This window comes from Aeromicrobium marinum DSM 15272 (assembly GCF_000160775.2).
Classification (GTDB): Bacteria; Actinomycetota; Actinomycetes; order Propionibacteriales; family Nocardioidaceae; genus Aeromicrobium; species Aeromicrobium marinum.
The window spans coordinates 550,727-572,406 of record NZ_CM001024.1 but is presented as its reverse complement, the minus strand read 5'-3'; the positions used below and the strand labels follow the sequence as shown (position 1 = coordinate 572,406).

The 21,680-nt window shown below is 69.6% G+C and carries 18 protein-coding genes; 12 read left to right on the top strand and 6 right to left on the bottom strand.

Going from position 1 to position 21,680, the window contains the following annotated elements; translation table 11 throughout:
- Positions 1-4: 4 nt before the first annotated feature.
- Positions 5-2,560, bottom strand: coding sequence for an ATP-dependent helicase HrpB (gene hrpB / locus HMPREF0063_RS03090; protein WP_007077193.1), 2,556 nt, complete (start codon positions 2,558-2,560; stop codon positions 5-7).
- Positions 2,561-2,998: 438 nt separating this feature from the next.
- Between hrpB and HMPREF0063_RS03085 the strand changes: the two genes are divergently transcribed.
- The 9 genes from HMPREF0063_RS03085 to HMPREF0063_RS16915 all read left to right on the top strand — a co-directional run bounded on the left by HMPREF0063_RS03085 (position 2,999) and on the right by HMPREF0063_RS16915 (position 10,899).
- The gene (locus tag HMPREF0063_RS03085) at positions 2,999-4,642 is read left to right on the top strand and encodes a hypothetical protein (protein ID WP_156794026.1); all 1,644 of its coding nucleotides are present in this window, start codon (positions 2,999-3,001) and stop codon (positions 4,640-4,642) included.
- A gap of 102 nt (positions 4,643-4,744) precedes the next feature.
- Positions 4,745-5,377, top strand: a complete 633-nt coding sequence (locus tag HMPREF0063_RS03080) for a TetR/AcrR family transcriptional regulator (RefSeq protein WP_007077191.1) — start codon at positions 4,745-4,747, stop codon at positions 5,375-5,377.
- Positions 5,378-5,579: 202 nt separating this feature from the next.
- Complete coding sequence (locus tag HMPREF0063_RS03075; protein ID WP_040320062.1) at positions 5,580-7,259, top strand: hypothetical protein; 1,680 nt, start codon at positions 5,580-5,582, stop codon at positions 7,257-7,259.
- A 142-nt stretch (positions 7,260-7,401) separates the two neighbouring features.
- Positions 7,402-7,803, top strand: coding sequence for a DUF302 domain-containing protein (locus HMPREF0063_RS03070; RefSeq protein ID WP_007077189.1), 402 nt, complete (start codon positions 7,402-7,404; stop codon positions 7,801-7,803).
- Positions 7,803-8,084, top strand: coding sequence for a metal-sensitive transcriptional regulator (locus HMPREF0063_RS03065; RefSeq protein WP_007077188.1), 282 nt, complete (start codon positions 7,803-7,805; stop codon positions 8,082-8,084). Before HMPREF0063_RS03070 ends, HMPREF0063_RS03065 begins: the two co-directional genes overlap by 1 nt.
- Positions 8,085-8,219: 135 nt before the next feature.
- Entirely contained in the window at positions 8,220-8,564 is a 345-nt protein-coding gene (locus tag HMPREF0063_RS03060; RefSeq protein WP_007077187.1) for a hypothetical protein, read from the top strand.
- Positions 8,565-8,629: 65 nt separating this feature from the next.
- A complete protein-coding gene (locus HMPREF0063_RS03055; RefSeq protein ID WP_007077186.1) occupies positions 8,630-9,193 on the top strand; it encodes a DUF305 domain-containing protein in 564 nt (187 codons plus the stop codon).
- 72 nt (positions 9,194-9,265) lie between these two features.
- A complete protein-coding gene (locus HMPREF0063_RS03050) occupies positions 9,266-10,132 on the top strand; it encodes a WD40/YVTN/BNR-like repeat-containing protein (protein ID WP_007077185.1) in 867 nt (288 codons plus the stop codon).
- 83 nt (positions 10,133-10,215) lie between these two features.
- Entirely contained in the window at positions 10,216-10,899 is a 684-nt protein-coding gene (locus HMPREF0063_RS16915) for a DUF3152 domain-containing protein (protein WP_245527731.1), read from the top strand.
- A 96-nt stretch (positions 10,900-10,995) separates the two neighbouring features.
- Here the strand turns inward: HMPREF0063_RS16915 and HMPREF0063_RS03040 are convergent, their stop codons facing one another.
- The gene (locus tag HMPREF0063_RS03040; protein ID WP_007077183.1) at positions 10,996-11,673 is read right to left on the bottom strand and encodes a TetR/AcrR family transcriptional regulator; all 678 of its coding nucleotides are present in this window, start codon (positions 11,671-11,673) and stop codon (positions 10,996-10,998) included.
- Between the two features lie 167 nt (positions 11,674-11,840).
- Here HMPREF0063_RS03040 and HMPREF0063_RS03035 point away from each other — a divergent pair, with 167 nt between their 5' ends.
- The 3 genes from HMPREF0063_RS03035 to HMPREF0063_RS03025 all read left to right on the top strand — a co-directional run bounded on the left by HMPREF0063_RS03035 (position 11,841) and on the right by HMPREF0063_RS03025 (position 16,082).
- Positions 11,841-12,863: an alpha/beta hydrolase gene (locus tag HMPREF0063_RS03035; RefSeq protein ID WP_007077182.1), complete on the top strand. Its 1,023-nt coding sequence runs from the start codon at positions 11,841-11,843 to the stop codon at positions 12,861-12,863.
- Positions 12,860-13,729, top strand: a complete 870-nt coding sequence (locus HMPREF0063_RS03030) for an SGNH/GDSL hydrolase family protein (RefSeq protein WP_007077181.1) — start codon at positions 12,860-12,862, stop codon at positions 13,727-13,729. Before HMPREF0063_RS03035 ends, HMPREF0063_RS03030 begins: the two co-directional genes overlap by 4 nt.
- A gap of 205 nt (positions 13,730-13,934) precedes the next feature.
- The gene (locus HMPREF0063_RS03025; RefSeq protein WP_169309967.1) at positions 13,935-16,082 is read left to right on the top strand and encodes a TIM-barrel domain-containing protein; all 2,148 of its coding nucleotides are present in this window, start codon (positions 13,935-13,937) and stop codon (positions 16,080-16,082) included.
- Positions 16,083-16,145: 63 nt separating this feature from the next.
- Here HMPREF0063_RS03025 and HMPREF0063_RS03020 read toward each other — a convergent pair whose 3' ends face one another.
- The 4 genes from HMPREF0063_RS03020 to HMPREF0063_RS03005 form a co-directional block, all read right to left on the bottom strand.
- Entirely contained in the window at positions 16,146-16,955 is an 810-nt protein-coding gene (locus HMPREF0063_RS03020; protein ID WP_007077179.1) for a thioesterase family protein, read from the bottom strand.
- Positions 16,956-17,224: 269 nt separating this feature from the next.
- Positions 17,225-18,724 carry a hypothetical protein gene (locus HMPREF0063_RS03015; RefSeq protein WP_007077177.1) on the bottom strand — a complete coding sequence of 500 codons (1,500 nt, stop codon included), beginning with the start codon at positions 18,722-18,724 and terminating at the stop codon, positions 17,225-17,227.
- A 533-nt stretch (positions 18,725-19,257) separates the two neighbouring features.
- Entirely contained in the window at positions 19,258-19,572 is a 315-nt protein-coding gene (locus HMPREF0063_RS03010; protein WP_040320060.1) for a metal-sensitive transcriptional regulator, read from the bottom strand.
- 52 nt (positions 19,573-19,624) lie between these two features.
- Positions 19,625-21,574 (bottom strand): heavy metal translocating P-type ATPase, encoded by a 1,950-nt coding sequence (locus HMPREF0063_RS03005; RefSeq protein WP_040320059.1) that lies wholly within the window; start codon positions 21,572-21,574, stop codon positions 19,625-19,627.
- Positions 21,575-21,680 lie beyond the last annotated feature (106 nt).

Sequence of the window (21,680 nt, the reverse complement as noted above, 5' to 3'; positions counted from 1 at the left end):
TGCCTCACCGAGGAGCGCGGGGCGGGTTCGTGCGCCGGGTGGCGGTCGCGCTGCGGGGGTCCTCGGGCCAGGCGTGCTTGGGGTAGCGGCCGCGCAGGTCGGCACGCACCCCCGGGTAGCCGTTGTCCCAGAAGGAGTCGAGGTCGGCCGTCACGGCGGCGGGGCGCCGGGCGGGTGAGAGCAGGTGCAGCAGGAGCGGGACCCTGCCGTCCGCGAGCACCGGCACGGCGGCCCAGCCGAAGACCTCCTGCAGCCTGACGGCCAGCACCGGTTGTTCCTGGGAGTAGTCGATCCGCACGCTCGACCCGCTGGGAACCTCCACCCGCTCGGGGGCCAGCTCGTCGAGCCGGCCCGCCTGGGGCCACGGCACCAACCCCCGCAGGGCGGCCCCGACGTCGATGCGACGAAGGTCCTGGGCGGAGCGGACCCGCGTCAGCTGGGGACCCAGCCACGACTGCAGGTTCCGCGTGAGGGCCTCGTCGCTCGCGTCGGGCCACGGGCCACCGAGGGTCCGGTGCAGGAAGTCGAGGCGGGCGCGCAGGGCCGTGGCCGCCTCCGACCAGCTCAGGAGCCCGAGTCCCTCACTCTCCAGCGCCTCGCGGAGGGCCGCGGTCACGGCCTCTGCCGGCGGATCGCCGATCGCGACGGAGCCGAGCTCGATCGCGCCCAGCAGCGTGCGCCGGCGAGCCAGCACCCGGCTGTCGGTCCAGGTGACCTCGTCGACCTCGGTCCACAGCGAGCCCGCCGCCTCCAGCGCCAGGTCCTCGGTGAGCGGGGCGGCCGCCCGGATCCGGGCCTCACGTTCCCCGGACCGCCGGTCCGCGTCGCCGATGGCGAGCCACTCCAGCCCGGCCAGCGGCCCCGGATCACGCGGATCGAGTGCCGCACCCGTCCCGGACGTCATCAGGTAGCTCGAGCCGCCGGAGCGCTTGCGCGCGATCCGGTCCGGGTGCGCAAGGGCCACCACCAGCCCCACGGCCACGTCATCGGTCAGTGCTCGGGCGTGGTCCGGCGACCGAGCTCCCTGCTCCTTCACGATGGCCTCCAGCCGGGTGACCTGGCTGCGCCACGCGTCTGCCCGCCGGCCCGCACGAAGGGACCGGAGCGCAGCCACCAGGTCCCCGCCCGGGGCCCGGACATCCTCGCTGAGCATCGCGACCACCTCCGCCGCACGTCGTGCCCCGACGAGCCCGGCCCCGTCGATGAGCGCCCGCGCCAACCTCGGGTCGACCGGCACGCCGGCGATCACCCGACCCCGGGGGGTGGCCGTCCCGTCCTCAGTGATCGCTCCCAGGTCCACCAGCACCTGCCTGGCTGCCGACAGGGCATGCTCAGGCGGCTGGTCGAGCAACGCGAGGTCGCGCACGTCGGCGCTCCCCCAGCACGCCAGCTCCAAGGTGAAGGCCGTCAGGTCCGCGGTGACGATCTCGGGGTCCGGGTGGGCGGCGAGGTGGGCGTGCTCGGTCTCGGACCAGCAGCGCAGCACGACGCCCGGTCCCAGACGTCCGGCCCGACCGGCTCGTTGTTCGGCCGCTGCCCGGCTCACGGCGACGGTGACGAGGGAGGACAACCCGCGACGGTGATCGGTGCGCGGCTCGCGCGAGAACCCGGCATCCACCACGATGCGCACGCCGGGCACCGTCAGTGACGACTCGGCCACGGCCGTGGAGACGATCACCCGCCGACGCGGACCCTCGTTGAGTGCGCGGTCCTGCTCGGCGCCGGAGAGACGTCCGTGCAGGGCGTGCACGTCCGCGTCGACGCCGGAGAGCCGACGCATCGTCGCCTCGACCTCGCCGACACCCGGCACGAACACCAGGACGTCACCCTCGTGCTCGGCGAGCGCGCGACGCACCGTGGTGGCCACGTGGTCGTGGAAGGCCGGGGTGATCCCTCGGTCGTCGGTGCGGCGTGCCGCCGGGGGCAGCGGGCACCAGACGGATCGGACCGGGTGCAGGGCACTCGGAACACTGATCACCGGGGCGTCCTCGTCGCCGCTCGCGAGCAGGGCGGCCGTCCGTTCGGCCTCGACCGTGGCCGACATCGTCACCAGGGACAGGTCCTCGCGCAGGTTGGTCCGGACGTCGATGAGCAACGCCAGGGTCAGGTCGGCGTCGAGGTGGCGCTCGTGCACCTCGTCGAGGACGACGGCGCCGACGCCCACCAGCTCGGGATCGTGCTGGATCCGCCGGAGCAGCAGGCCCGTCGTGACGACCTCGACCCGCGTCCGTTGGCTGGTACGCCGGTCTCCGCGGACCGCATACCCCACCGTCTCCCCCACCGGTTCTCCGAGCAGGTGCGCCAACCGACGAGCGGCAGCGCGGGCGGCGATGCGACTGGGCTGCGTGACGACGACGCGTCCGGCGACGACCGCGGCGACCGCGGGTGGGACCAGGGTCGTCTTGCCCGTGCCGGGCGGCGCCTGGACCACCGCGACGCCGCGGGTGCGGAGCGCTTGCTCGAGATCGGCCAGCCCCGCGACGACCGGGAGGTCGGGCGGTGCGGCGAGCAGGCTGCGCAGCGGGTCGGACACTCCAGCAGTCTGCCCGAGGGGCCGCATCGACCGGAGTGACGTTCCCAGTTCCCGGTGTCCACGCAGCTGTTCACCGACTGGTACGGCGTCCGCCCACCCCGTGCGCCTCCCTACCGCGAACACATTCAAACTGATGGCGCTTGCCATCAGTGATGGCAAGCGCCATCATAATCTCGCGTGGGCCTCACTCGCGCGGAGCGTGACACCGCTCCTCTCGTTGCACCGACAGAAGGTGGACCCAGGATGCGACTCATCCGAAACCGACCTGCTCGCGCAGTCGTGACCCTCGTGGCCGTGATGCCCCTGTGGGCCGGCACGGTACAGACGGCGCAGGCGGCACCCGCTGTGCGTCTGTCCGGCGACTCACTCAACGCGGGCGGGAACCTTCTCTCCACCGTTCTCGGATCCCTTCTCGACCCCGTCCTCGATCCCATCCTCACTCCCGTCCTCGGGGCCGTGGGTGGCGTGACCGGCCCGGTGACCGACGCGGCGTGCGACGCGGCCGGCGGGATCGGCGGCGCGCTCGGCCTCCCGGCCTGCCCGTTCGATCTGTCCTTCCGCACCGAGCTCCAGAGCGACGACGGCGTCACGACCCGCATGCACGCCGCAACCGTGGGAGTGCCGACCTCGCTGAATGTCGATGGCGACCCGGCGCCTGATCTCGTTGCCACCGTCGGCCTGGCGGCCGACGGACAGGTGGGTCTCACCGTCACGGCGCACCCGTTGCAGTCCGGACCGCTGCCGGTGTCGGTCGAGGCAGTGCTCTCCGACTTCGGTCCGATCGTCGGAGCAAACCTGCCGGCCGAGACCATCTCCTTCGGCTACGACGCTCGCGCCGACCGGGCTCCGGGCGAGTTCACTCTCACCGCGCGCTTGGCCAGCCTCCTCGACGGGGAGCTGGACCTGAGCCTGGCGCAGTCCGATCTCGGCTCGCGGATCGCCGTGATCGCAGACCTCGTCGACGGCGACGTCGCCGCACCCGAGCAGGCCACGGCCATCAGCCTCGACTACCTCACCTCTCCACAGTCGGCGCTCATCCAGGTGGGCATCGCCGACCCCCGGAAGGATCTCTCGGCGACGCTGACCCAACCGAGCACCGGCACAGTCGTCGTCGAGGCGGTCATCGACAGGGACGGCGACGACGCCGACGTCACGGCGGACTCGCGCACCACGGCCACCGTCACCATCGACGAGATTCCCAGCAGTCTGTCGATCGACCTGCTGCGGCCTCGTGATGGCATCATCGAGGTCGACTACGACGCCACGGCACGCATCGACGCCCTCGACGTCGGCCTGCGTCTGGACGCCCTGCCGGCCGCCGACGGACTCGACCCGCAGGTCCAGGTCGCCATCGCCGATGTCGCCCCGTCGCTGAACCTCTCGGTTGACACCACCGGCGAGACCGTCAGCAGCACCGATCCCGCCGGTGGCCCCATCGTGGTCACCTTCATCGGCGATCCGTCGTCTGCTCCCGGTGACACCAGCGTCGAATCCGTTGTCGCCCAGATCCGGGACCTCGAAGGGTTGCCCGACCTGGACCTCTCGATCGCGAAACTCCCGCAGACCCTGAGCCTGTGCTTCGACCGCGGTCCGGCCTGTCGCCGCGACGAGGGCCGCGAACGGCCGGACGGGAACGGCTACACCCCCCATCTCTCGATCGACGCCGTCTCCAGCCACACGAGCGACTTCGTCACCGTCAACGCCGCGGTCGATACCGACGACGGCGAGATCCGAGTCGAGGACCTCCGCTTCCGCGAGTTGGCCGTCGACACCACGGAGGGACCGGACAGAGAGATCTTCCGTGTAGCCCTTCCGAGGATCGCCGTGTTCGTGGACAGCGACGACCAGCCGTTCACGATCGGCAACGTGACCTTCGGGGCGGTGGATTCGCTCCGGCTCGGGTCAGTGAGCAACCCGGCACGCGCCCAGGACCGCTTCCTCTGGATCACGGGGTATCGGATCGTCAATCTGCTCCTCCTCAGAGGGGCGATCGAGCAGGAGCTGGCAGGCACACTCGAGTGCGGCGGAAACCGGGTGCTGGCGGTCAAGGGCTTCAACCTGCTCGACTTCGGGATCTTCGGCCTGGACCCGGTCGACCTGTGCAGTTGATCGCACGTCGCGAGCCGCGGTAGGCGGGGGACGGGCTGGGGACGGGCTGGGGACGTCTAGCATGACGTCACCAGCCCGTTCCTCCTGAACCGGAGATCCTGCATGGCCCCGACCCGAGCCAGTACCGGTCTGTACGGCGGCAAGACGGCCGAGCAACGCCGGGACGAGCGTCGGACCCGGCTGCTGGAAGCGGGCGCCGCGATCTGGATCGCCGACGGGTGGGCCGCGGTCTCAATGCGAGCCGTCTGCTCCAGGGCCGGGCTGACCGACCGCTACTTCTACGCCGAGTTCAGCAACGTCCACGACCTCCTGGCAGCGCTGTGGGACCAGGCCAACGAGCGTGCTCTCGCCGTGGTGGTGGCCGACTTCGCCACGCACGAGGACGAAACTCCGCGGGACCGGCTGAGGTCGGGCATCGCGACCTACATCAGTCACCTGGCCACCCATCCTGACGACGCCCGGATACTCTTCGGGGACAGCGCCGGATGCGCCGTCCTGACGAGTCGTCAACGGGACCTTCGCCTGACGGGTGTCGCGGTCGTCGCTGATTTCGGCGAGCCCTTCCTGGCGGCCGGCATCGACCACGACGACTTCCTCGTGCGCGTCCGGATGGCGATCGGCGGCCTGCTGGAGCTGCTGGCTGCCTGGCAGGCCGGGGACATCCCGGGCACCGTCGACGAGATCGTCGCTCATGCCACGACGTTCTGCGAGCTGCTCGCTGCCTCCGTGACGTGACGCCGGTCTCAGCAGCCCCTTGACGGCGAGTGTGGTGCCGGTCATACTCCCGGAAGAGCATCTGACGTCATGTGACCTCACATGGAGTGACGATGCCGCCACGGAGCATCCGTCGAGAGGACCAGGCGTGAGGATTCACGAGTCGACCCGGTACCACCGAGCCGAAGGACGGGCGGGGGCCGCAGTACTGGCGTCCTTCGCCATGGTTGCCGTCTCCCTCACCTTCTCGCCGCAGGCGAGTGCCGTGGCGGCGAGCGGGACCACGCCTGCGTCGACGCCGACGTGCACGCCGATCCCTGCCGCTGACGGGAACGAACCGCTCTGCAACCCGTTCCTCGCAGACTCCCCGTGGCCGGCCGCCCAACGCAACTCCTACGCCCAGGGCTCGTCGCCCCTGCCGGGGCCGACCGGACCCGCCGACCGGATCGGCGTCTCCCAGGTGGGCGCCACCGGTGCACCGGTGTTCATCAACTTCTCCCCGGAGTACCCGGACGGCAAGCGGGTCATCTGGGCCTCGACCGTCGGTTTCACCGGAGAGATCCTCAAGATCGACCCGGAGACCAACCAGCTGATCGACAAGTACGTGCCGGGACTGGAAGGCGGCAACGCGTTCGTCCGTCCGGGTGTGTCCGGCGCGTACAACCTGGTCGACGCCGACAACCGCTTCATCGTCGGCACGGGCGACAGCATCCAGATCTTCGGCGACGTCGACCCGGACGAGCGCAGCTCGTCGATTGCCCGGCTCCATGTCTTCGAGCTGCCCGAGCAGGCCCGGTGCGGCGACGACGAGCTCGTGGGCATCACCATGACCTACGACGGACGGGTCGCGTTCGCCACGAAGAACGGGATCGTCGGAACCGTGGCGAGGTCACCCGAGGCGATGAATGCCGACAGTCTCCGCATCCTGTCGATCAACGGCACCGACTGCGCGAGCCTGCCCGCCGACGCTCGTGAGGACGTCTCGAACTCGATCGCGGCCGACGAGGACGGCGGCATCTTCGTCGTCACCAGCGGCGCGCTCTACCGGTTCGACGAGGACCAGGACGGGCTCGAGCAGGTCTGGCGGACCGAGTACCAGGGTGCGGGGCTGACCGGTGCGGGACGGCTCGGAGGCGGCTCGGGCTCGACCCCGTCGCTCATGGGAACGGGTGCCGGCGACGACCGGTTCGTCGTCATCACCGACGGACAGGAGCAGGTCCACCTCGACCTCATGTGGCGCGACGAGATCCCGGCCGACTGGGAGCCGATCAGGCCGGGCGCGGACCCCCGCATCGCCTGCGAGGTCCCCATCACGTACGGCCAGGCACCAGGATCGCCGTCGTTGAGCGAACAGTCGGTGCTGGTCCGAGGCAACAGCGCGGTCGTCGTCAACAACTTCCAGGGCCTCAACTCCGTGCTGAGCCTGGTGCCGGCCCAGCTGCAGACCTTCACCCAGCTGCTCAGCGGTCTGCCCGGCAACGTGCCGCGTGGGATCGAGCGCGTCGACTGGAACCCGGAGACGCGCGAGTGCGACACGGTCTGGTCGAACCCTGACGTCTCGATCCCCAACGGCATCCCGACCATGAGCGTCGCCACCAACATGTTCTACGGCATCGGAGCTCGGGGCGGCGTGTGGACGTTGGAGGGGCTCGACTTCGACACCGGAGAGGTCACGCTGACGGTTCCGACCACGCCCCTGCCCACGTCGAACAGCTTCTACGCCGCGACGACGATCGGACCGGACGGGTCCATCTTCACCGGCACGTTCGGCGGGATGACCCGCTTCCGGCAGTGTGCCGCGAACGAGCCGTGCGAGCGGCTCGGCCCGGTCGAGGCGGCCGTGGGCCAGGTGCCGCTGAAGCCCGAGCCGCTGCTGCGCTACCTGTTCGGTCTGCCGAACTGACCCGGCGGTCCCCTGCGGAGCTTCTCGCGCAGGACCGGGCTCGAGGATCCCTCCGGGGCCGCGCGTCACGGCCTCCACGCATCCCCCAGGGGGGTTGTACGCTGACGGTGGGCACCTGCCCGACCGACCGCGAGGAGGACCCATGACCGACCTCACCATGAAGGTGACCAGCCGCCACGACTACGACGACACCGTGGCGCTGGTGCGCGACCAGCTGGCCGAGGCCGGCTTCGGCGTGCTCACCGAGATCGACATCAAGGCCACGCTCAAGACCAAGCTCGACGTCGACGTCGAGCCGCAGATCATCCTGGGCGCCTGCCGGCCCCAGCTCGCCCACGCCGCAATGCAGGCCGATCCCTCCATCGCCGCCATGCTGCCCTGCAACGTCGTCGTGCGACGCGACGGCGACACCACCGTCGTCGAGGCCTTCGACCCCCAGGCCATGATCACGATGGCCAACGACGCGCCGAGCGCCCTCCGGGAGGTCGCGACCGACGCCCGCGCGCGCCTCTCCGGGGCGCTCGAGGCCGTGAGCAGGGCCTGATGCCCTCCCCCGACGCCATGGGCCTGGAGCCCACGGAGATCAAGGCCATCATCACCCGCATGAAGAGGGCGCACGGCCACCTCGGCAGCGTCATCCGCATGATGGAGGAGGGGTCGGACTGCGAGTCCGTCCTCACGCAGCTGGCCGCCGTGGACAAGGCGCTCGCGCGGGCGGGCTACGCCATCGTCTCCACCGGGATGCAGCACTGCCTCACCGAGGGCGACGGACCCGGTGGCGTCGACGCCAAGAAGATGGAGAAGCTCTTCCTCGCCCTCGCCTGACGTGGGACGCAGCCTCGGACGAGGCACCACGATGTCAGGCCCGAGCGATGGCGGCCTTGTGGGCGGGTGCCTAGACTGCCCACCATGAGGAGGAGCGCGACCGTCAGCCGCCTAGGCCGACGACGCTGGACACAGATGTGTGTCCTTTCCCTGCTGCTCCTGGGGCTGGTGGGGATGCACCAGGCCCAGCTGACGGAGGAGCACCACGCTCCGGCCGATCCCGCCGCCGCGGTCGTCGTGATGGCGGACGAGAGCCACCCGGGCGACTCCCACCACCCGACGTCGGAGAGCGCGGTGGCGTGCGGGGCGATCGCCGTGTGCCTGTCGATGCTGGCTGCGTTCGCCGTCCTGACCCTGGCCTCGGGCCGCTCGACGCGGGTCCTGTGGGCCCTGCCTCGGATGCCTCGATGGGACCTCCCCGCGGTCCAACTGCTTCCCCCTGTCGACATCAACCAACGACTGGCGATCCTGCGCTGCTGAGGAGAGGTCTGCCCGGGCAAGGCCCGGACCACGACCCATGTCCCCCCTCCCCACGAAGGATTCCCATGATTCGCAAGTTCACTCTGTCGACCCTGTTCGCCGCCGCCCTCGTGCTCGGCGCCTGTTCCGGTTCCGACTCCACCTCCGCAGGCGACTTCAACGACGCCGACGTCACCTTCGCCCAGGAGATGATTCCGCACCACCGACAGGCCGTGGAGATGTCGGACCTCGCCGCGACCCGCTCGACCGACCCCGACATCCTGGCTCTCGCCGACGAGATCATCGCGGCCCAGGACCCCGAGATCGCCCTGATGACCGGTTGGCTCGACGACTGGGACGAGGACGTCCCCGGCGACATGGGCGACATGTCCGGCATGGACCACGGCGGTGACGGACAGATGGCCGGGATGATGAGCCCGGAGCAGATGTCGGACCTCAGGGGCTCGACCGGCCCGGAGTTCGACCGGTTGTTCCTGGAGCAGATGATCGAACACCACGAGGGCGCGCTCGAGATGGCCGTCCGGGAGCAGTCCGACGGCCGGTTCACCGACGCCATCGCCCTGGCACAGGAGATCGAGCGGACCCAGATGGCAGAGATCGCGCGGATGAAGGACCTCCTCGCGTCCTGACCCACCGGCCGGCCCGGGGTGCCCTGACTCGTCAGGGCACCCCGAGGAACCACCGAACCCCGAAGGAGACCCATGCTCCGCACGACCTCGCGGTCCGCCGTCCTGATCCCGCTGCTGCTCCTCGTCGCGTGCGCCGGCTCGCCCCCTGCTGACGCCCCGGGGGCCGACGTCACCGGTGTCCCGTTCGAGGATTTCGGCCATGTCCACGGCGTCGCCACGAATCCCGCCGACGGTTCCGTCTACGTCGCCGCCCATGCCGGCGTTTACCGCCTCGATCCCACCGCCAACACCGGGATCCGGATGGCCGGCCGGGTCCAGGACACGATGGGCTTCACCGCCGCGGGCCCCGACACGTTCCTCGGCAGTGGGCACCCGGACCTGCGCGAGGACCTTCCGCCGAACCTCGGCCTGATCCGTTCCACTGATGCCGGACGGACCTGGGACGCGGTGAGTCTGTCCGGCGAGGCTGATCTGCACGCGATGGACACGGCCGACGACCTCATCATGGCCTACGACGCACTGTCGGGCCGGGTGATCTCGACGACCGACGGCACCACGTGGGAGACCGTGGCCGCCGGTGAGGTCCGGGATCTCGCCGTCGCACCCGACGGCACCGTCTGGAGCGTCGACGCAGCAGGTGCGCTGGCCACCGCCAGCGGCGGGGCATGGGTTGCCGCTGATGGCCCCTCCGAGGCCGTGGGCTTCATCGACATCACGCCCGACGGGACCCTCGTCGTCGCCACCCCCGGCGGTGAGGTGCTGACGTCGAGCACCGACGGTGTCTGGCAGGCAGCCGGCTCCGTGCCTCCCGGCATCCAAGCCGTGGACGTCGCCGACCGATGGCTGGCCGTCTCCGCGACAGCGGTCCACGAGTCGACCGACGGGGGGAGTACCTGGACGACCCTGCTGACGAGCTCGGCGCCGGGCGAAGGGCCGTGAGCCGCCGAGGCTCGCGCGACGCACGGCACCGCCGGCGCAGCACGCTCCACCTCCGTCGTCGCCGGGTACTCCTCACGGCCACGGTGACCGCCCTCGTGACGATCGGCGGGTCCGGTGCCTGGTGGTTGTCGGCCTCCGACGGACCGACGCAGGCACGCAGCACCGTCGAGGCCACCACCGTCCGGGGCAGCGAGCCTCCCCGGCATCATCCGCCGCCCCCACCCGCCGCCGCGTCGGCCGAACCCCCCGTGACCGAGGCCGGGGACGGATCCTTCGCCGTGATGGCCCCGACCACACCACCCGGCCCCCTCGTCGGACTCGCCTACACCGTCGAGGTCGAGGGGCAGGTCCAGGTCGATGGGCTCGACTTCGCCACCACCGTCGACGCCACTCTGGCGTCACCTCGTGGTTGGGCCAGCGAGGGCTTCACCTTCCGACGAGTCGCCACAGACGCCACGATCCGAGTCCTGCTCGCCAGCCCGGCCACCACCGACCAGCTGTGCGCGCCGCTCCGGACGAACGGAGAGGTGTCGTGCCGCAACGGAGACCTCGTCGTGATCAATCTGCGCCGGTGGATCCTCGGTGCCGAGACCTTCGGTGATGACATCTCCGGCTACCGCACCTACGTGATCAACCACGAGGTCGGCCACGCGCTCGGCAAGGGCCACGAACCCTGCCCCGGCCCGGGACTTCCGGCCCCCATCATGCTCCAGCAGACCCTCGGCCTCGACGGGTGCACAGCCACCACCACACCCGACCAATCATGAGGACGAGACCGGGCGGGCGGAACTGCTGCAGGATTCCTTGACGTCAACTCGTCGAGCGGCGCCTTCGGATCGCGCACGCGTGCCTCGAGGCAACACTCAGCTCCGGGAGTCTCCCGCGCGCCGGGACCGAGCCGAGACTCCCGTCAGGCCGACCCACCAGAGGTCCTCGATGGCCTCCCTCACCTGATCCAGCATGACGTCCCCGGGGTGGCGCAGCACGTGGGCACACAGCTCGAACGACGCCCCGATCACCCCGAGGCCGGCCAGCGCCACCGGCGGGACCGCCGCGGGATCGCGAGCCTGCAGGTCGGCCGCCAGTGCGTCGAAGAGGTCCTGACCGAGGCGGAGCATCTCCTCGCGGGCCTGCAGGCCCGGCTCCCCCGTCGCGTAGACCTCCAGGATGAAGGCGCGACTGGCCTCGGGCTCCTGACGGGCTCTCTGGACGAGGACCTCACCGCTGGCGGCGATGATCTCCCGCAGCGAGCCGGCCTGCTGGCCGGCCCGGACCAGGTCGCCGAAGAACTGCCGACCCCAGGCGGTGTACGCCGCCAAGAAGGCTTCGCGCTTGTCGGAGTACTGCTCGTAGAAGGCGCTGCGCGACACCCGTGCGGCTGTCGTCACGTGCGCCACCGTCGCTTCGTGGTAGCCGCGGGTGCCCACGGCGAGCATCACGGCCTCCAGGATCCGCTGCTGCTGGGAGGCGCGGACCTCCTCGCGACTGAGCCCGTGGGGCCCGTGCGGGAGCCGCTCGACGATGGCACCTGGCTCGGTCATTTCAGCCACGGTACCGGCCCCGGTGGCAGAGGTCCCCGGACCCACCTCTTGACGCAGCACTCCACCGAGGCCTACCGTTCGAGTTGCGTACGCTCATGTACGCCACTCTATCGGGTGCCGCGCGGCCTCCGATCCCGAGCTCGAACACCACATCCCGGAGCCGTCCGATGCCGCAGCCTGACCGCAGCCGCCGTCGGTCGACGTCGCTGGTGGTCGGCGTCGCCGCCCTCCTCTGCGCAGCCCTGATCGGCGCGTCCCCGGTGAGCGGCACCGCGGCCGCGGTCCCGACGAACATCGGGGCGCGACCGGTGGCAGCCGAGGTGACCGCCCAGAGCTGGATCCGGCCCGGCCGCGAGGTGGACCTGACGATCGACTCCCCGGCGCTGGGCTCCGAAGCCGCGGTCAAGCTGCTCCTGCCCCGGGACTGGTCTCCCACGGCGACCCGGACCTGGCCGGTCCTCTACCTGCTGCACGGGTGCTGCGAGGCCAGCGGCCACACGGTCTGGACCCGGATGACCGACGTGGAACAGCAGGTCGAGGACCGCGACGTCATCGTCGTCATGCCCGCCGCAGGGTGGGCAGGCTTCTACTCGAACTGGCGCAACCACGGCCTGGGCGGCGGTCCGCAGTGGGAGGACTTCCATCTGACCGAGCTCCGCGAGATCGTGGAGCGGGACTTCCTCGGTGGCCAGCGCCGCGCCGTGGCCGGCCTCTCGATGGGCGGGTTCGGGGCGCTCTCCTACGCCGCTCGCCATCCCGGGATGTTCCAGGCAGCGGCCAGCTTCAGCGGGGTCGTCCACACCCTGATGGACCTCCGCGGACCGCTGCTGACCAGCGGCCTGGTCCTCTCCGGCGGTTCTGCTCCCACCGCAGTCTGGGGCGACCCGCTGACGGCGCGTCGGGTCTGGGCCGAGCACAACCCCTACGACCTCGCCGACCGCCTGACCGGCCTCCCGGTGTACATCTCCAGCGGCAACGGGCGCCCCGGCCCGCTCGATGCCAGCTTCGGCCTGATCGACCCCCTCGAATCACCGATCGGCGACATGAACCGGCGGCTGGTCGAGCGCCTTCGCCAGGTCGGAGCAGACGTGACCGCCCACCTGTACGGCGCGGGCACCCACACCTGGCCCTACTGGCAGCGCGAGCTGGAGCTCGCACTCCCTCTGCTGCTCGAGGAGATCGGCGCATGAGACGGATCCTGCTCTGCACGGCGGCCGCCCTGGTGGCGCTCCTCGGCACGGCCGCAACGCCGGTGGTCGGAGCCGGCGTCGAGGTCGAGCGACCCGGCCTCGAGTACGTCGCGATGGGCGACTCGTTCAGCTCCGCGGCCGGGGTCCTCCCGCTCGACCTCCGGGCACCGCTGCTCTGCCAGAGGTCCCTGGTCAACTACCCGAGCCTGATCGCCGAGGCCACCGGTGCCGCCCTCACCGACGTGACCTGCGGTGGGGCCACCACCGGGAACTTCACGACCTCGCAGTACCCCGGCGTCGCCCCGCAGCTGCAGGCGCTCGGCCCGACGACGCAGCTGGTCACGATGACCATCGGACTCAACGACAGCCTGATGTTCCTCCGGCTCCAGGCAGCCTGTGGGTCGGCCGGATTGACCACACTGGGCTTCGGCAGCCCCTGCCAGCACCGGTACGGGACGTCGTTCGCCGACACCATCACCACGACGACCTACCCGGCGCTGGTCGAGGCCCTGCGGGCGGTCCGGGGGCGGGCGCCGCAGGCCCAGGTCGCGATCCTCGGGATCCCGTGGATCCTGCCGGCCACCGGGGGGTGCTTCCCGTTCATGCCGGTGGCCCGCGGCGACGTGCCCTACCTCCGGACGATCCAGGCGACGCTCAACGATGCGATACGTCGCGCCGCAGAGGTCACCGGCGCCGTGTACGTCGACTTCAGCGAGATCTCCGAGGGACACGACGCCTGCCAACGCCCGGCCGACCGATGGATCGAGCCGGCCCTGCTCGGGACCAACCCGATCATCGTCCACCCCAACGCCCGCGGCGAGGCGGCGATGGCCGAGCACACCCTGACCGTGCTGGGTCTGCGATGAGGCGGCCGTCCGGCCGCCGGCCCATCACCCCTGACGACACCGCACCATCGAGCCGACCGGCGTCGGCCTGGAAGGACACCTTATGACGACCACCTCAGGAGCCCTCCGGGGCCGACGCCTTCGCACTCGGGCTGCTGTGCTGGGCGCAGCCACCGTGATCCTGGCGCTGGTACCCGTGGTCACCTCCACGCCCCCGGCTGCCGCTGTGACGACCTCCACCGCACCCGGCCCGGTCCTGGTCGACGCCGGAGAGGTCAGCACGGAGGTCCGCACCGCCCCGTTCGGTCTGGCCTTTCGCGACGGCGACGGTCGCGAGGTGCTGGCGTCGGTCCCCGGCCGCGGGCGACCGACCCTGAGCCTGCACCTCTCCGACCTGCAGGGCCTCCTCGGCGACACCGACGTCATCCCCGCACGCTACGCACCGATCACCTTCACCACCGGGAAGGTGTCGATGACCCAGATCGAACCGTTCCCGCTGGTCACGGGGAACCCCTTCCTGACGGTGTCCGGCGGAACGACGTACTCCTTGACCAACGTCCGCCGCACCACGCGGCTGGCCGACGGGGGCGTCCGGCTCGAGGTCGCGACCGACGACCCGACCGGCCGGAAGGCCATCGTCGAGGTGCGACCGGACGAGGGCGACGCGGTCCGCACCCAGGTGCAGTTCCAGCCGGCGACCAACATCGCCTTCGTCGGCGCGGGGTTCACCTCAGGACCGGACGAGGCCTTCCACGGGTTCGGCGGCCGCCGCAACGCGATCGACCAGGCGGGCGAGAGCTTCTTCAACTGGATCGATCAGACCATCTTCTCCGTGCCGCCGCTGGCCGGTCAGCCGCAGTCCGGCTGGTACCAGCAGGCGCAGTTCATCTCCTCGCGCCCCTACGGCTTCTTCCTCGAGCAGAGCGAGCTGTCCCGATGGCGGCTGCGCTCGGACCGGGACGACGCCTGGCAGGTGGAGAGCAACTCCGCGGGCCTGAAGTTCACCGTCGCGCCGGGCGACGGGCCGAAGGCGATCCAGACGTTGACCGCGATCACCGGCCGCACCCCGGTGCCGCCGTCGTGGCAGGTCTCGCCGACCTTCGCCCAGACGCTCGTGGGCGGCCTCACCGGCAAGTCGGCCGCCGCCTACGAGGCCGAGATCCGCGAGTCGATCCGCCAGATCGTGGAGCTGGACCTGCCGTACGAGTCCTTCAGCTTCGAGGCCTGGTGGATGCTCAAGCAGGCCGGCCGACTGGACGAGATCATCGCCCTGATCAGGGAGAACGGGATGCGGCCGCTGGTCTACTTCCGCGCATGGGCCGGCAACGACGGCCAGGGTCTGGAGGACGACGCGGCGTTCGAGACCGCCAAGACCGAGGGTTACGCCGCCCGCCGCGCCAACGGTTCGCCGTACGTCTTCTCCAACACGCTGGCCCCCGGCAAGCTGGCGGTCCAGCTGGACTTCACCAACCCCGAGACCGTGGCCTGGTGGCGTCTGCGGATCCGCGAGGCCCTCGACGCCGGCGCCGACGGGTTCATGCAGGACTTCGGCGAGCAGACGATGTGGGACATGCGGTTCGCCGACGGTTCCACCGGCCGGGAGGCCCACAACCGCTATCCGATCGACTTCCACCGCGCGACCCGCGAGATCGTCGACGAGTGGCACGCGGACAACCCGGACCGCACCGAGCCGATGTTCTACGTCCGCTCCGGCTACTCCGGCCGCCCCGGGTCAGCGGCGTACGAGTCGGCCAACTGGTGCGGCGACTACGAGTCCAACTGGAGCCGCCGGACCGGCCTGCCCGCCCTGACCACCGACATGCTGAACCGCGCCGTCGGCGGAGCCTACGGATTCCACTGCGACACCGGCGGCTACATGGACCTGCTCTCGGGCCCGCCGTCGCGCGAGCTCTTCCTGCGCTGGTCCTGGTACGCCGCGCTGACCCCGGGCAACCGGGTCCACGGCGGCCCCGTCCTGGAGCAGAGGTTCCCGTGGAGCTGGGACGAGGAGGCCGCCCAGATCCACCGGGACACGCTGCGCCTGCACCGTGCCGCCGAGCCGTACATCATGGATCTGTGGCGGGAGGCGAAGCAGACCGGCATGCCGATCACCCGCCCGTTGTGGCTGGCCTACCCGGAGATGCCCGGAGCTCATCAGATCGACCAGGAGTACATGCTCGGGCCTGACGTCTTCGTCGCGCCGGTGGTGACGCAGGGAGCCACGACCCGCGAGGTCGTCTTCCCGCCGGGCTGCTGGCGACACCCCGAGACCGGTCAGACCTACTCCGGGTCGGCGACCGTGCCGGCACCGCTCGACCAGCACCCGTACTTCTTCAAGTGCGGAACGACCCCGTTCGAGCCGCCGACCCGCTGAGCACGCGGCGGGTTGCGACCGCAAGGAAGGCCTGGGGTGCGGTGCAGCGCTGGGTCGGGGCGCCTAGCTGGGCGACTCGATCGTCCGTTCAACACCGCCTCGTGCGACGGGTCGAACGGTGAGCGCCTGGCCGATGACTCCGATGGGTCCTTCTGATTCGTCGTGCAGGACGGTGCTGGTCAGGCCCAGTCCGTTGGAGCCGAATGAAGCAGACGTGTCGAACCCCAGCCAGTCGCTACGAGGGGTGCCGAACAGGTGAACGGTCAGGTCCACGTTCGGGTAGGTGGCCTCGGTCGGGCTGACCCGAGCCGCCATGCCGTTGGCGACATCGAACAGACCCGCCGCTCGAGCCAGAGGGCTGACCGGTTCGTCGTCGAGCAGCGCTTCGTCTGTTCGCAGCCAGTACGCTGCCCGACCCGGAGCTTCTTCGGCGCGCCGCACACTGATCGTCTTGATGAACTCGCCGCGCCACACGCTGGTGGCGTCCCACGGCTGCATGTCGAGCGGGGGAGCTATGCGCGGCAGTGGTGTGCCGGCCAGGCTCTGTGTGTCGTGCGGCTTCAGCAGCCACGCGCGCAGGCGCACCACCGGGCGCTGGTGGTGGGAGAGGCTCGCTTCCGTCAACTCAACCGTCCGCCCTGCCCGCACGAGGTGGACATCGGCCTCGAACGGTTCGATCGGCAGTGGTCCGAGAATGTCGTAGGAGAGCCGCCCGATGACGAAGTCGTCGGCTCGCCCGATGCGATCGTGTTCCACGAGGTGAGTCAGGAGCCCCAACGCGGGTGCGATGTGCTGTTCGCGAAGGTTCCACGCGCCACCCGTCCACAGCGAAGGCTGGAACGTGCGGTCATCGATCCGGCTGAAGTAGGCCATGCGACTCCTTGTCGATGATGGTCTGGCCTAGGCGAGGGGTGTCACCGGATGGTGCAGCAACGCCCGTCCGAGCTGGCCAGCGGGACCTTCGAGTGGATCGAAGCGTTCTTCAACTCGACCCGGCGCCACTCGAGCTTGGACTACCTGAGCCCGATCGAGTTCGAAACCCCTCCAACCTCCCCCGAGCAAGCAGCATGATCGACACACAACAATCGTCCGCGACAGGCCACCTGCACTATCGGGCGCGCGGGAACGCCCAAAGAGAGAAGTCAGAAGCCGAACAACTTGCTGAAGGCCGATGTGAAGGAGGCAAAAACTCGTGCGATCGGATTACTGGGCCCATCGGCGCTGGAGTTCTGCCAGAAGAGTTGATGGTGGCCGGTGAACTCATTGTCGACGAGCGGGGTCTTCCCCCACAGGTAGGGCCAGAATGTTTCGGTCCTATTGACGCCCATGCTCAGGCGAGAATCGAAACCCATCATCAGGTTCTGTTCCATCCTCGTGGACCGGCCATGGGGGCTCGTCGCGACGACATCGCCGGTTCCCTGGACGATCAGGCTGCCGCTGCCAGTGAACATGATGTAGCGCACCTGCCATGTCGCAACAGAGGCGATGCCCCACCGCCAGCGCGTCGCCAACTCCGGGGTTCCGATGACGCCCACGACGTGCCTCGGTCGCATCACCAGACCTGGATGGTCCCTGAAATCGATTCGCATCAAGCACGAGTCGGGGGCATCGGGCGTCGACAGCGTCGCCGAGTTGAGGTCTTCATCGCCGACGATCCGACTCAGACTGTGGAGCCCAGCCGCGAAACTGATGAATGGCGACGCCCAGTCATACAGAAGCTGGCTACTTGCGACTTTCACGGTACGAAAATGCTCCGACCGCGCTGACAACACCTCGCCCGGGGCGAGCTGGATCTCCAGGGTCCGCTGCGCCGCGTCAGTGCGAAGGTCGGCGTTGACGTTGTCTGTCCCAGCCGCCAAGTGAATCGGCTTGTGGGTTCGACTCACCACGGGCATCAGCAGGAAATAGCTGACGACGCGCACAACCACCGGCATGACGAGTACGAGCAGCGCGATGGCGGCCAACCACCTCCACGACTGCGCCCATTGATTGACCACCCATCCCGCACCGGATGCCTGGGCGGCCTTCAAGCTTTGCTCTTCGGCGTCCTTCTGGCGCAGTTCAGACCGCTTGTTGTTGATCTCTCTCTCGGTGGAGGACTGGCCGCCACCTCCGGCGAGGCGATCGAGCTTCTGCTGGTTCGTCAGGTAGGGGTTGTTGAGGACAGCAGCCTCCCCCTCAGCCTCGCGGAGACTCCCCTCGATAGTGTCGAGCGCTTCGTCCGCCTTCTTGGTCAACTTCTCGGCAGCTTCGCAGGCGTTACCGGGAAGCACCCATGACGCGGCCCTGCGAACCAAGCCGCAAACCTTCCGCTCGTCCTCACGCAGGCGCCGCAGTTCCGCCTTCTTCTCGGCGACGCTGCGCCGACTCTCCTCGATCTCGGCGTCGATCCTGCCCTCGATCGATTCGATCGCCCTGCCTTGGCCCTCTGTCACGCTGTCCCTGAGTTGATCGAGATCCCCTTCCAGAACTGCTTTTTCCTCAGCCACCCGTTCCAATCGATCTCGCTCCGCCACAGCCTCCTGGAGAGCCGGGACAAAAGCTTGGATGAGCAGATAGCCCAAGAACAAGGACAGCAGCAGCGCTCCGAGCAGGCCCAGCTTCTTCAACACGAAGCCAAGGACATGGGAGAGCAGGCGCATGAGCGCGATCCTAGAGGCGAGGATCGGCCTCTGCCGACCAGCTCTGCGTCGACCGGTTCGGGCCGTAGCCGTACCGGTCTCACCCTCGCCGCAAACGTCGGGCGTACGTTCGTCGGTCGCCGCTCGCAGCGGCGGGGTGTGCGTCACGGACGGAGGTGACTACAGCCATCTTCCACGTCATTTGAGATCGCTGAAACTTCGTCACTCGAGCCCATGTTTCCGGCATGACAAAGGCCCCTGACCGGCATCTCTGCTGGTCAGGGGCCTTCGGTTGGTAGCGGGGACAGGATGTGAACCTGTGACCTCTGGGTCACGAGCCTGACCTACGAACACACCCGGGCCGCGATTTTCCTCAACGGCACATCCGCGTCAGATGAACGATGATCCGTATGCCGTTTCCGCCACACGGTGTGCAGGTCGCTGGTGCCGGCGCGGCGGACTGCTTCGTGCTGCGCTGGTCCGCGAGGATTGCGAGCGTCACTTGCGCAACAGCCCGAGCGACAGACCGGCTGGCGCTCATCGGGTCGGATCCTTCATGACTTGATCAGTCGCGCGATGGCGCGTGAGGCCTCGTCGAGCTTCTCCGTCGCTTCGGGGCCACCTGCCCGGGCGGCGTCCACCACACAGTGCCTCAGATGATCGTCCAGCAGACCGAGCGCGACGTTCTCCAGCGCGCTCGTCAGAGCGCTGATCTGGGTGAGGATGTCGATGCAGTAGGAGTCCTCGTCGATCATCCGGTGAATGCCTCGCGCCTGGCCCTCGATCCGCTTGAGCCGAGCGAGGTAGCGGTCCTTGTCACTGATGTAGCCGTGATCGGACGGGCCTGGGGCCGTCGGCGTGCTGGGCATCGTGGTTGCTCCTGGGGTCGGCGTCCTGACGATCATGACTGATGTGCGGCTGTCATGGGGTGCGGAGGCCGAGGAACGTGGTCGCGCTCGCCTCGGGCGACAGGTCAAGGCGCCGGAGGAGCTGGGCGTTGAGTGCCACCACCACCGTGGACACCGACATGAGAACCGCACCGACGCTCATCGGCATGACGAATCCGATGGGCGCGAGCACTCCTGCCGCCAAGGGCACGGAGATGAGGTTGTAGCCCCCGGCCCACCACAGGTTCTGCTTCATCTTGCGGTAGCTGGCCTGCGAGAGATCGATGACCGAGAGGACGGACCGTGGGTCCGACGACGCGAGGATCACCCCGGCGGAGCCGATCGCGACGTCAGTGCCGGCCCCGATGGCGATGCCGACGTCAGCCTGAGCCAGGGCCGGGGCGTCGTTGACGCCATCGCCGACCATGGCGATCCGCTTGCCCTCCGCCTGCAGCTCGGCGACCTTCGCGGCCTTGTCCTCGGGGCGCACCCCGGCAAAGACCCGGTCGATGTTCAGGTCTCTCGCGACCGTGTCGGCAACTGCTCGGGCATCGCCCGTGATCATCACCACCTGGACGCCGGCGGCATGGAGGGCGTCGACAGCCTGACGGGACTCGGGCCTGATCTCGTCAGCCAACCGCAGCGCGCCGATCACGTGTCGATCGACGAGCACGTGGAGGATGATCGCGCCTTCCTTCCGCCATTGATCGGCGACCTGCAGCTCCGCCTCGGCTCGCTCGGCGAGCAGGTTCGGACCACCGACCTCCACCGTCCGACCCCCGACGGTTGCCGAGACTCCCACGGCGGGCGAGGACGAGAAGTCCGAGGACGCAGGCACAGGCAGCCCCCGGGCACGCGCGGCAGCCGTGATGGCCTTCGCGAGGGGGTGTTCGCTGTCGAGCTCGGCTGCGGCGGCCAGGGCGAGCACGTCGTCGAGGCGGTGCCCCTCGGCCGTCTCGACACCGGTGACGGTCGGCTCCCCCTTGGTCAGGGTGCCGGTCTTGTCGAACAGGACGGCATCGACCGTACGCATGGATTCCAGCGCGAGCCGGTCCTTGACCAGAACTCCACCGCGGGCAGCTCGCTCGGTGGCGATGGAGACGACCAGAGGTATGGCCAGTCCGAGGGCGTGCGGGCACGCGATCACCAGGACCGTGATGGTGCGGACCACGGCGTTGTCGGGCTGACCGACCAGGGACCATACCGCCGCAGTGATCACCGCAGAACCCAGAGCGAACCAGAAGAGCCAGCCTGCGGCGATGTCCGCGATTCGTTGCGCCCGCGACGACGAGGCCTGCGCATGGGCGACAAGCTTGCGGATCCCGGCCAGTGCGGTGTCGTCACCGATCGCCGTGACCTCCACCCGCAGACCGGAATCGGTGGCCACGGCGCCGGCGACGACCGATTGCCCTCTCTCGCGCTGCACGGGCGCGGACTCACCGGTGATCATCGACTCGTCCATGCTGGCCGAACCGTCGACGATCCTGCCGTCGGCCGGAACCGCTGCGCCGGGCCGGACCACCACGACGTCCCCGACAACGAGGTCGGCAGGAGCGACCGTGACGACCTCGCCGCCCTGGATCTTTTCGGCCTCGTCCGGCAGCAACGCCGCCAGGGAGTCCAGCGCCGACGTGGTCTGGGCCAGGGAACGCATCTCGATCCAGTGGCCCAGCAACATGATGACCACCAACAGCGCCAGCTCCCACCAGAAGTTCAACTCGTGGTCGAGCACGCGGAGCGTTGCACCCCACGAGGCGACGAACGCCACCGTGATGGCGAGAGCTATCAGCAACATCATCCCGGGCTTGCGCGAGCGGATCTCGGCGACGGCCCCTGTCAGGAACGGACGACCGCCCCAGCCGTAGACGACGCTGCCCAGCACGGGAGAGACCCACCACACCCATGCGCTGTCCGGCAGTCCGTAGCCGACGAGATGGGCGAACATCTCGTTGAAGCCCACCACCGGGACCGCCAGGACGAGCATGATCCAGAACAGGCGCCGGAACTGCCCGACGTGGTCGCCGTGACCACCGTGACCCTGATGGGAGCCGTCGACCTGCGCCGGATCATGGCTACCGTCGGAGTCAGGC

Bases quoted from the DNA above. Each gene is read 5' to 3' on its own strand.
- hrpB (WP_007077193.1), bottom strand. From the start codon at position 2,560: ATGCGGCCCCTCGGGCAGACTGCTGGAGTGTCCGACCCGCTGCGCAGC.
- HMPREF0063_RS03080 (WP_007077191.1), top strand. From the start codon at position 4,745: ATGGCCCCGACCCGAGCCAGTACCGGTCTGTACGGCGGCAAGACGGCC.
- HMPREF0063_RS03075 (WP_040320062.1), top strand. From the start codon at position 5,580: ATGGTTGCCGTCTCCCTCACCTTCTCGCCGCAGGCGAGTGCCGTGGCG.
- HMPREF0063_RS03070 (WP_007077189.1), top strand. From the start codon at position 7,402: ATGACCGACCTCACCATGAAGGTGACCAGCCGCCACGACTACGACGAC.
- HMPREF0063_RS03065 (WP_007077188.1), top strand. From the start codon at position 7,803: ATGCCCTCCCCCGACGCCATGGGCCTGGAGCCCACGGAGATCAAGGCC.
- HMPREF0063_RS03060 (WP_007077187.1), top strand. From the start codon at position 8,220: ATGTGTGTCCTTTCCCTGCTGCTCCTGGGGCTGGTGGGGATGCACCAG.
- HMPREF0063_RS03055 (WP_007077186.1), top strand. From the start codon at position 8,630: ATGATTCGCAAGTTCACTCTGTCGACCCTGTTCGCCGCCGCCCTCGTG.
- HMPREF0063_RS03050 (WP_007077185.1), top strand. From the start codon at position 9,266: ATGCTCCGCACGACCTCGCGGTCCGCCGTCCTGATCCCGCTGCTGCTC.
- HMPREF0063_RS03040 (WP_007077183.1), bottom strand. From the start codon at position 11,673: ATGACCGAGCCAGGTGCCATCGTCGAGCGGCTCCCGCACGGGCCCCAC.
- HMPREF0063_RS03035 (WP_007077182.1), top strand. From the start codon at position 11,841: ATGCCGCAGCCTGACCGCAGCCGCCGTCGGTCGACGTCGCTGGTGGTC.
- HMPREF0063_RS03030 (WP_007077181.1), top strand. From the start codon at position 12,860: ATGAGACGGATCCTGCTCTGCACGGCGGCCGCCCTGGTGGCGCTCCTC.
- HMPREF0063_RS03020 (WP_007077179.1), bottom strand. From the start codon at position 16,955: ATGGCCTACTTCAGCCGGATCGATGACCGCACGTTCCAGCCTTCGCTG.
- HMPREF0063_RS03015 (WP_007077177.1), bottom strand. From the start codon at position 18,724: ATGCGCCTGCTCTCCCATGTCCTTGGCTTCGTGTTGAAGAAGCTGGGC.
- HMPREF0063_RS03010 (WP_040320060.1), bottom strand. From the start codon at position 19,572: ATGCCCAGCACGCCGACGGCCCCAGGCCCGTCCGATCACGGCTACATC.
- HMPREF0063_RS03005 (WP_040320059.1), bottom strand. From the start codon at position 21,574: ATGCTCGTCCTGGCGGTCCCGGTGGTGGGCTTCAACGAGATGTTCGCC.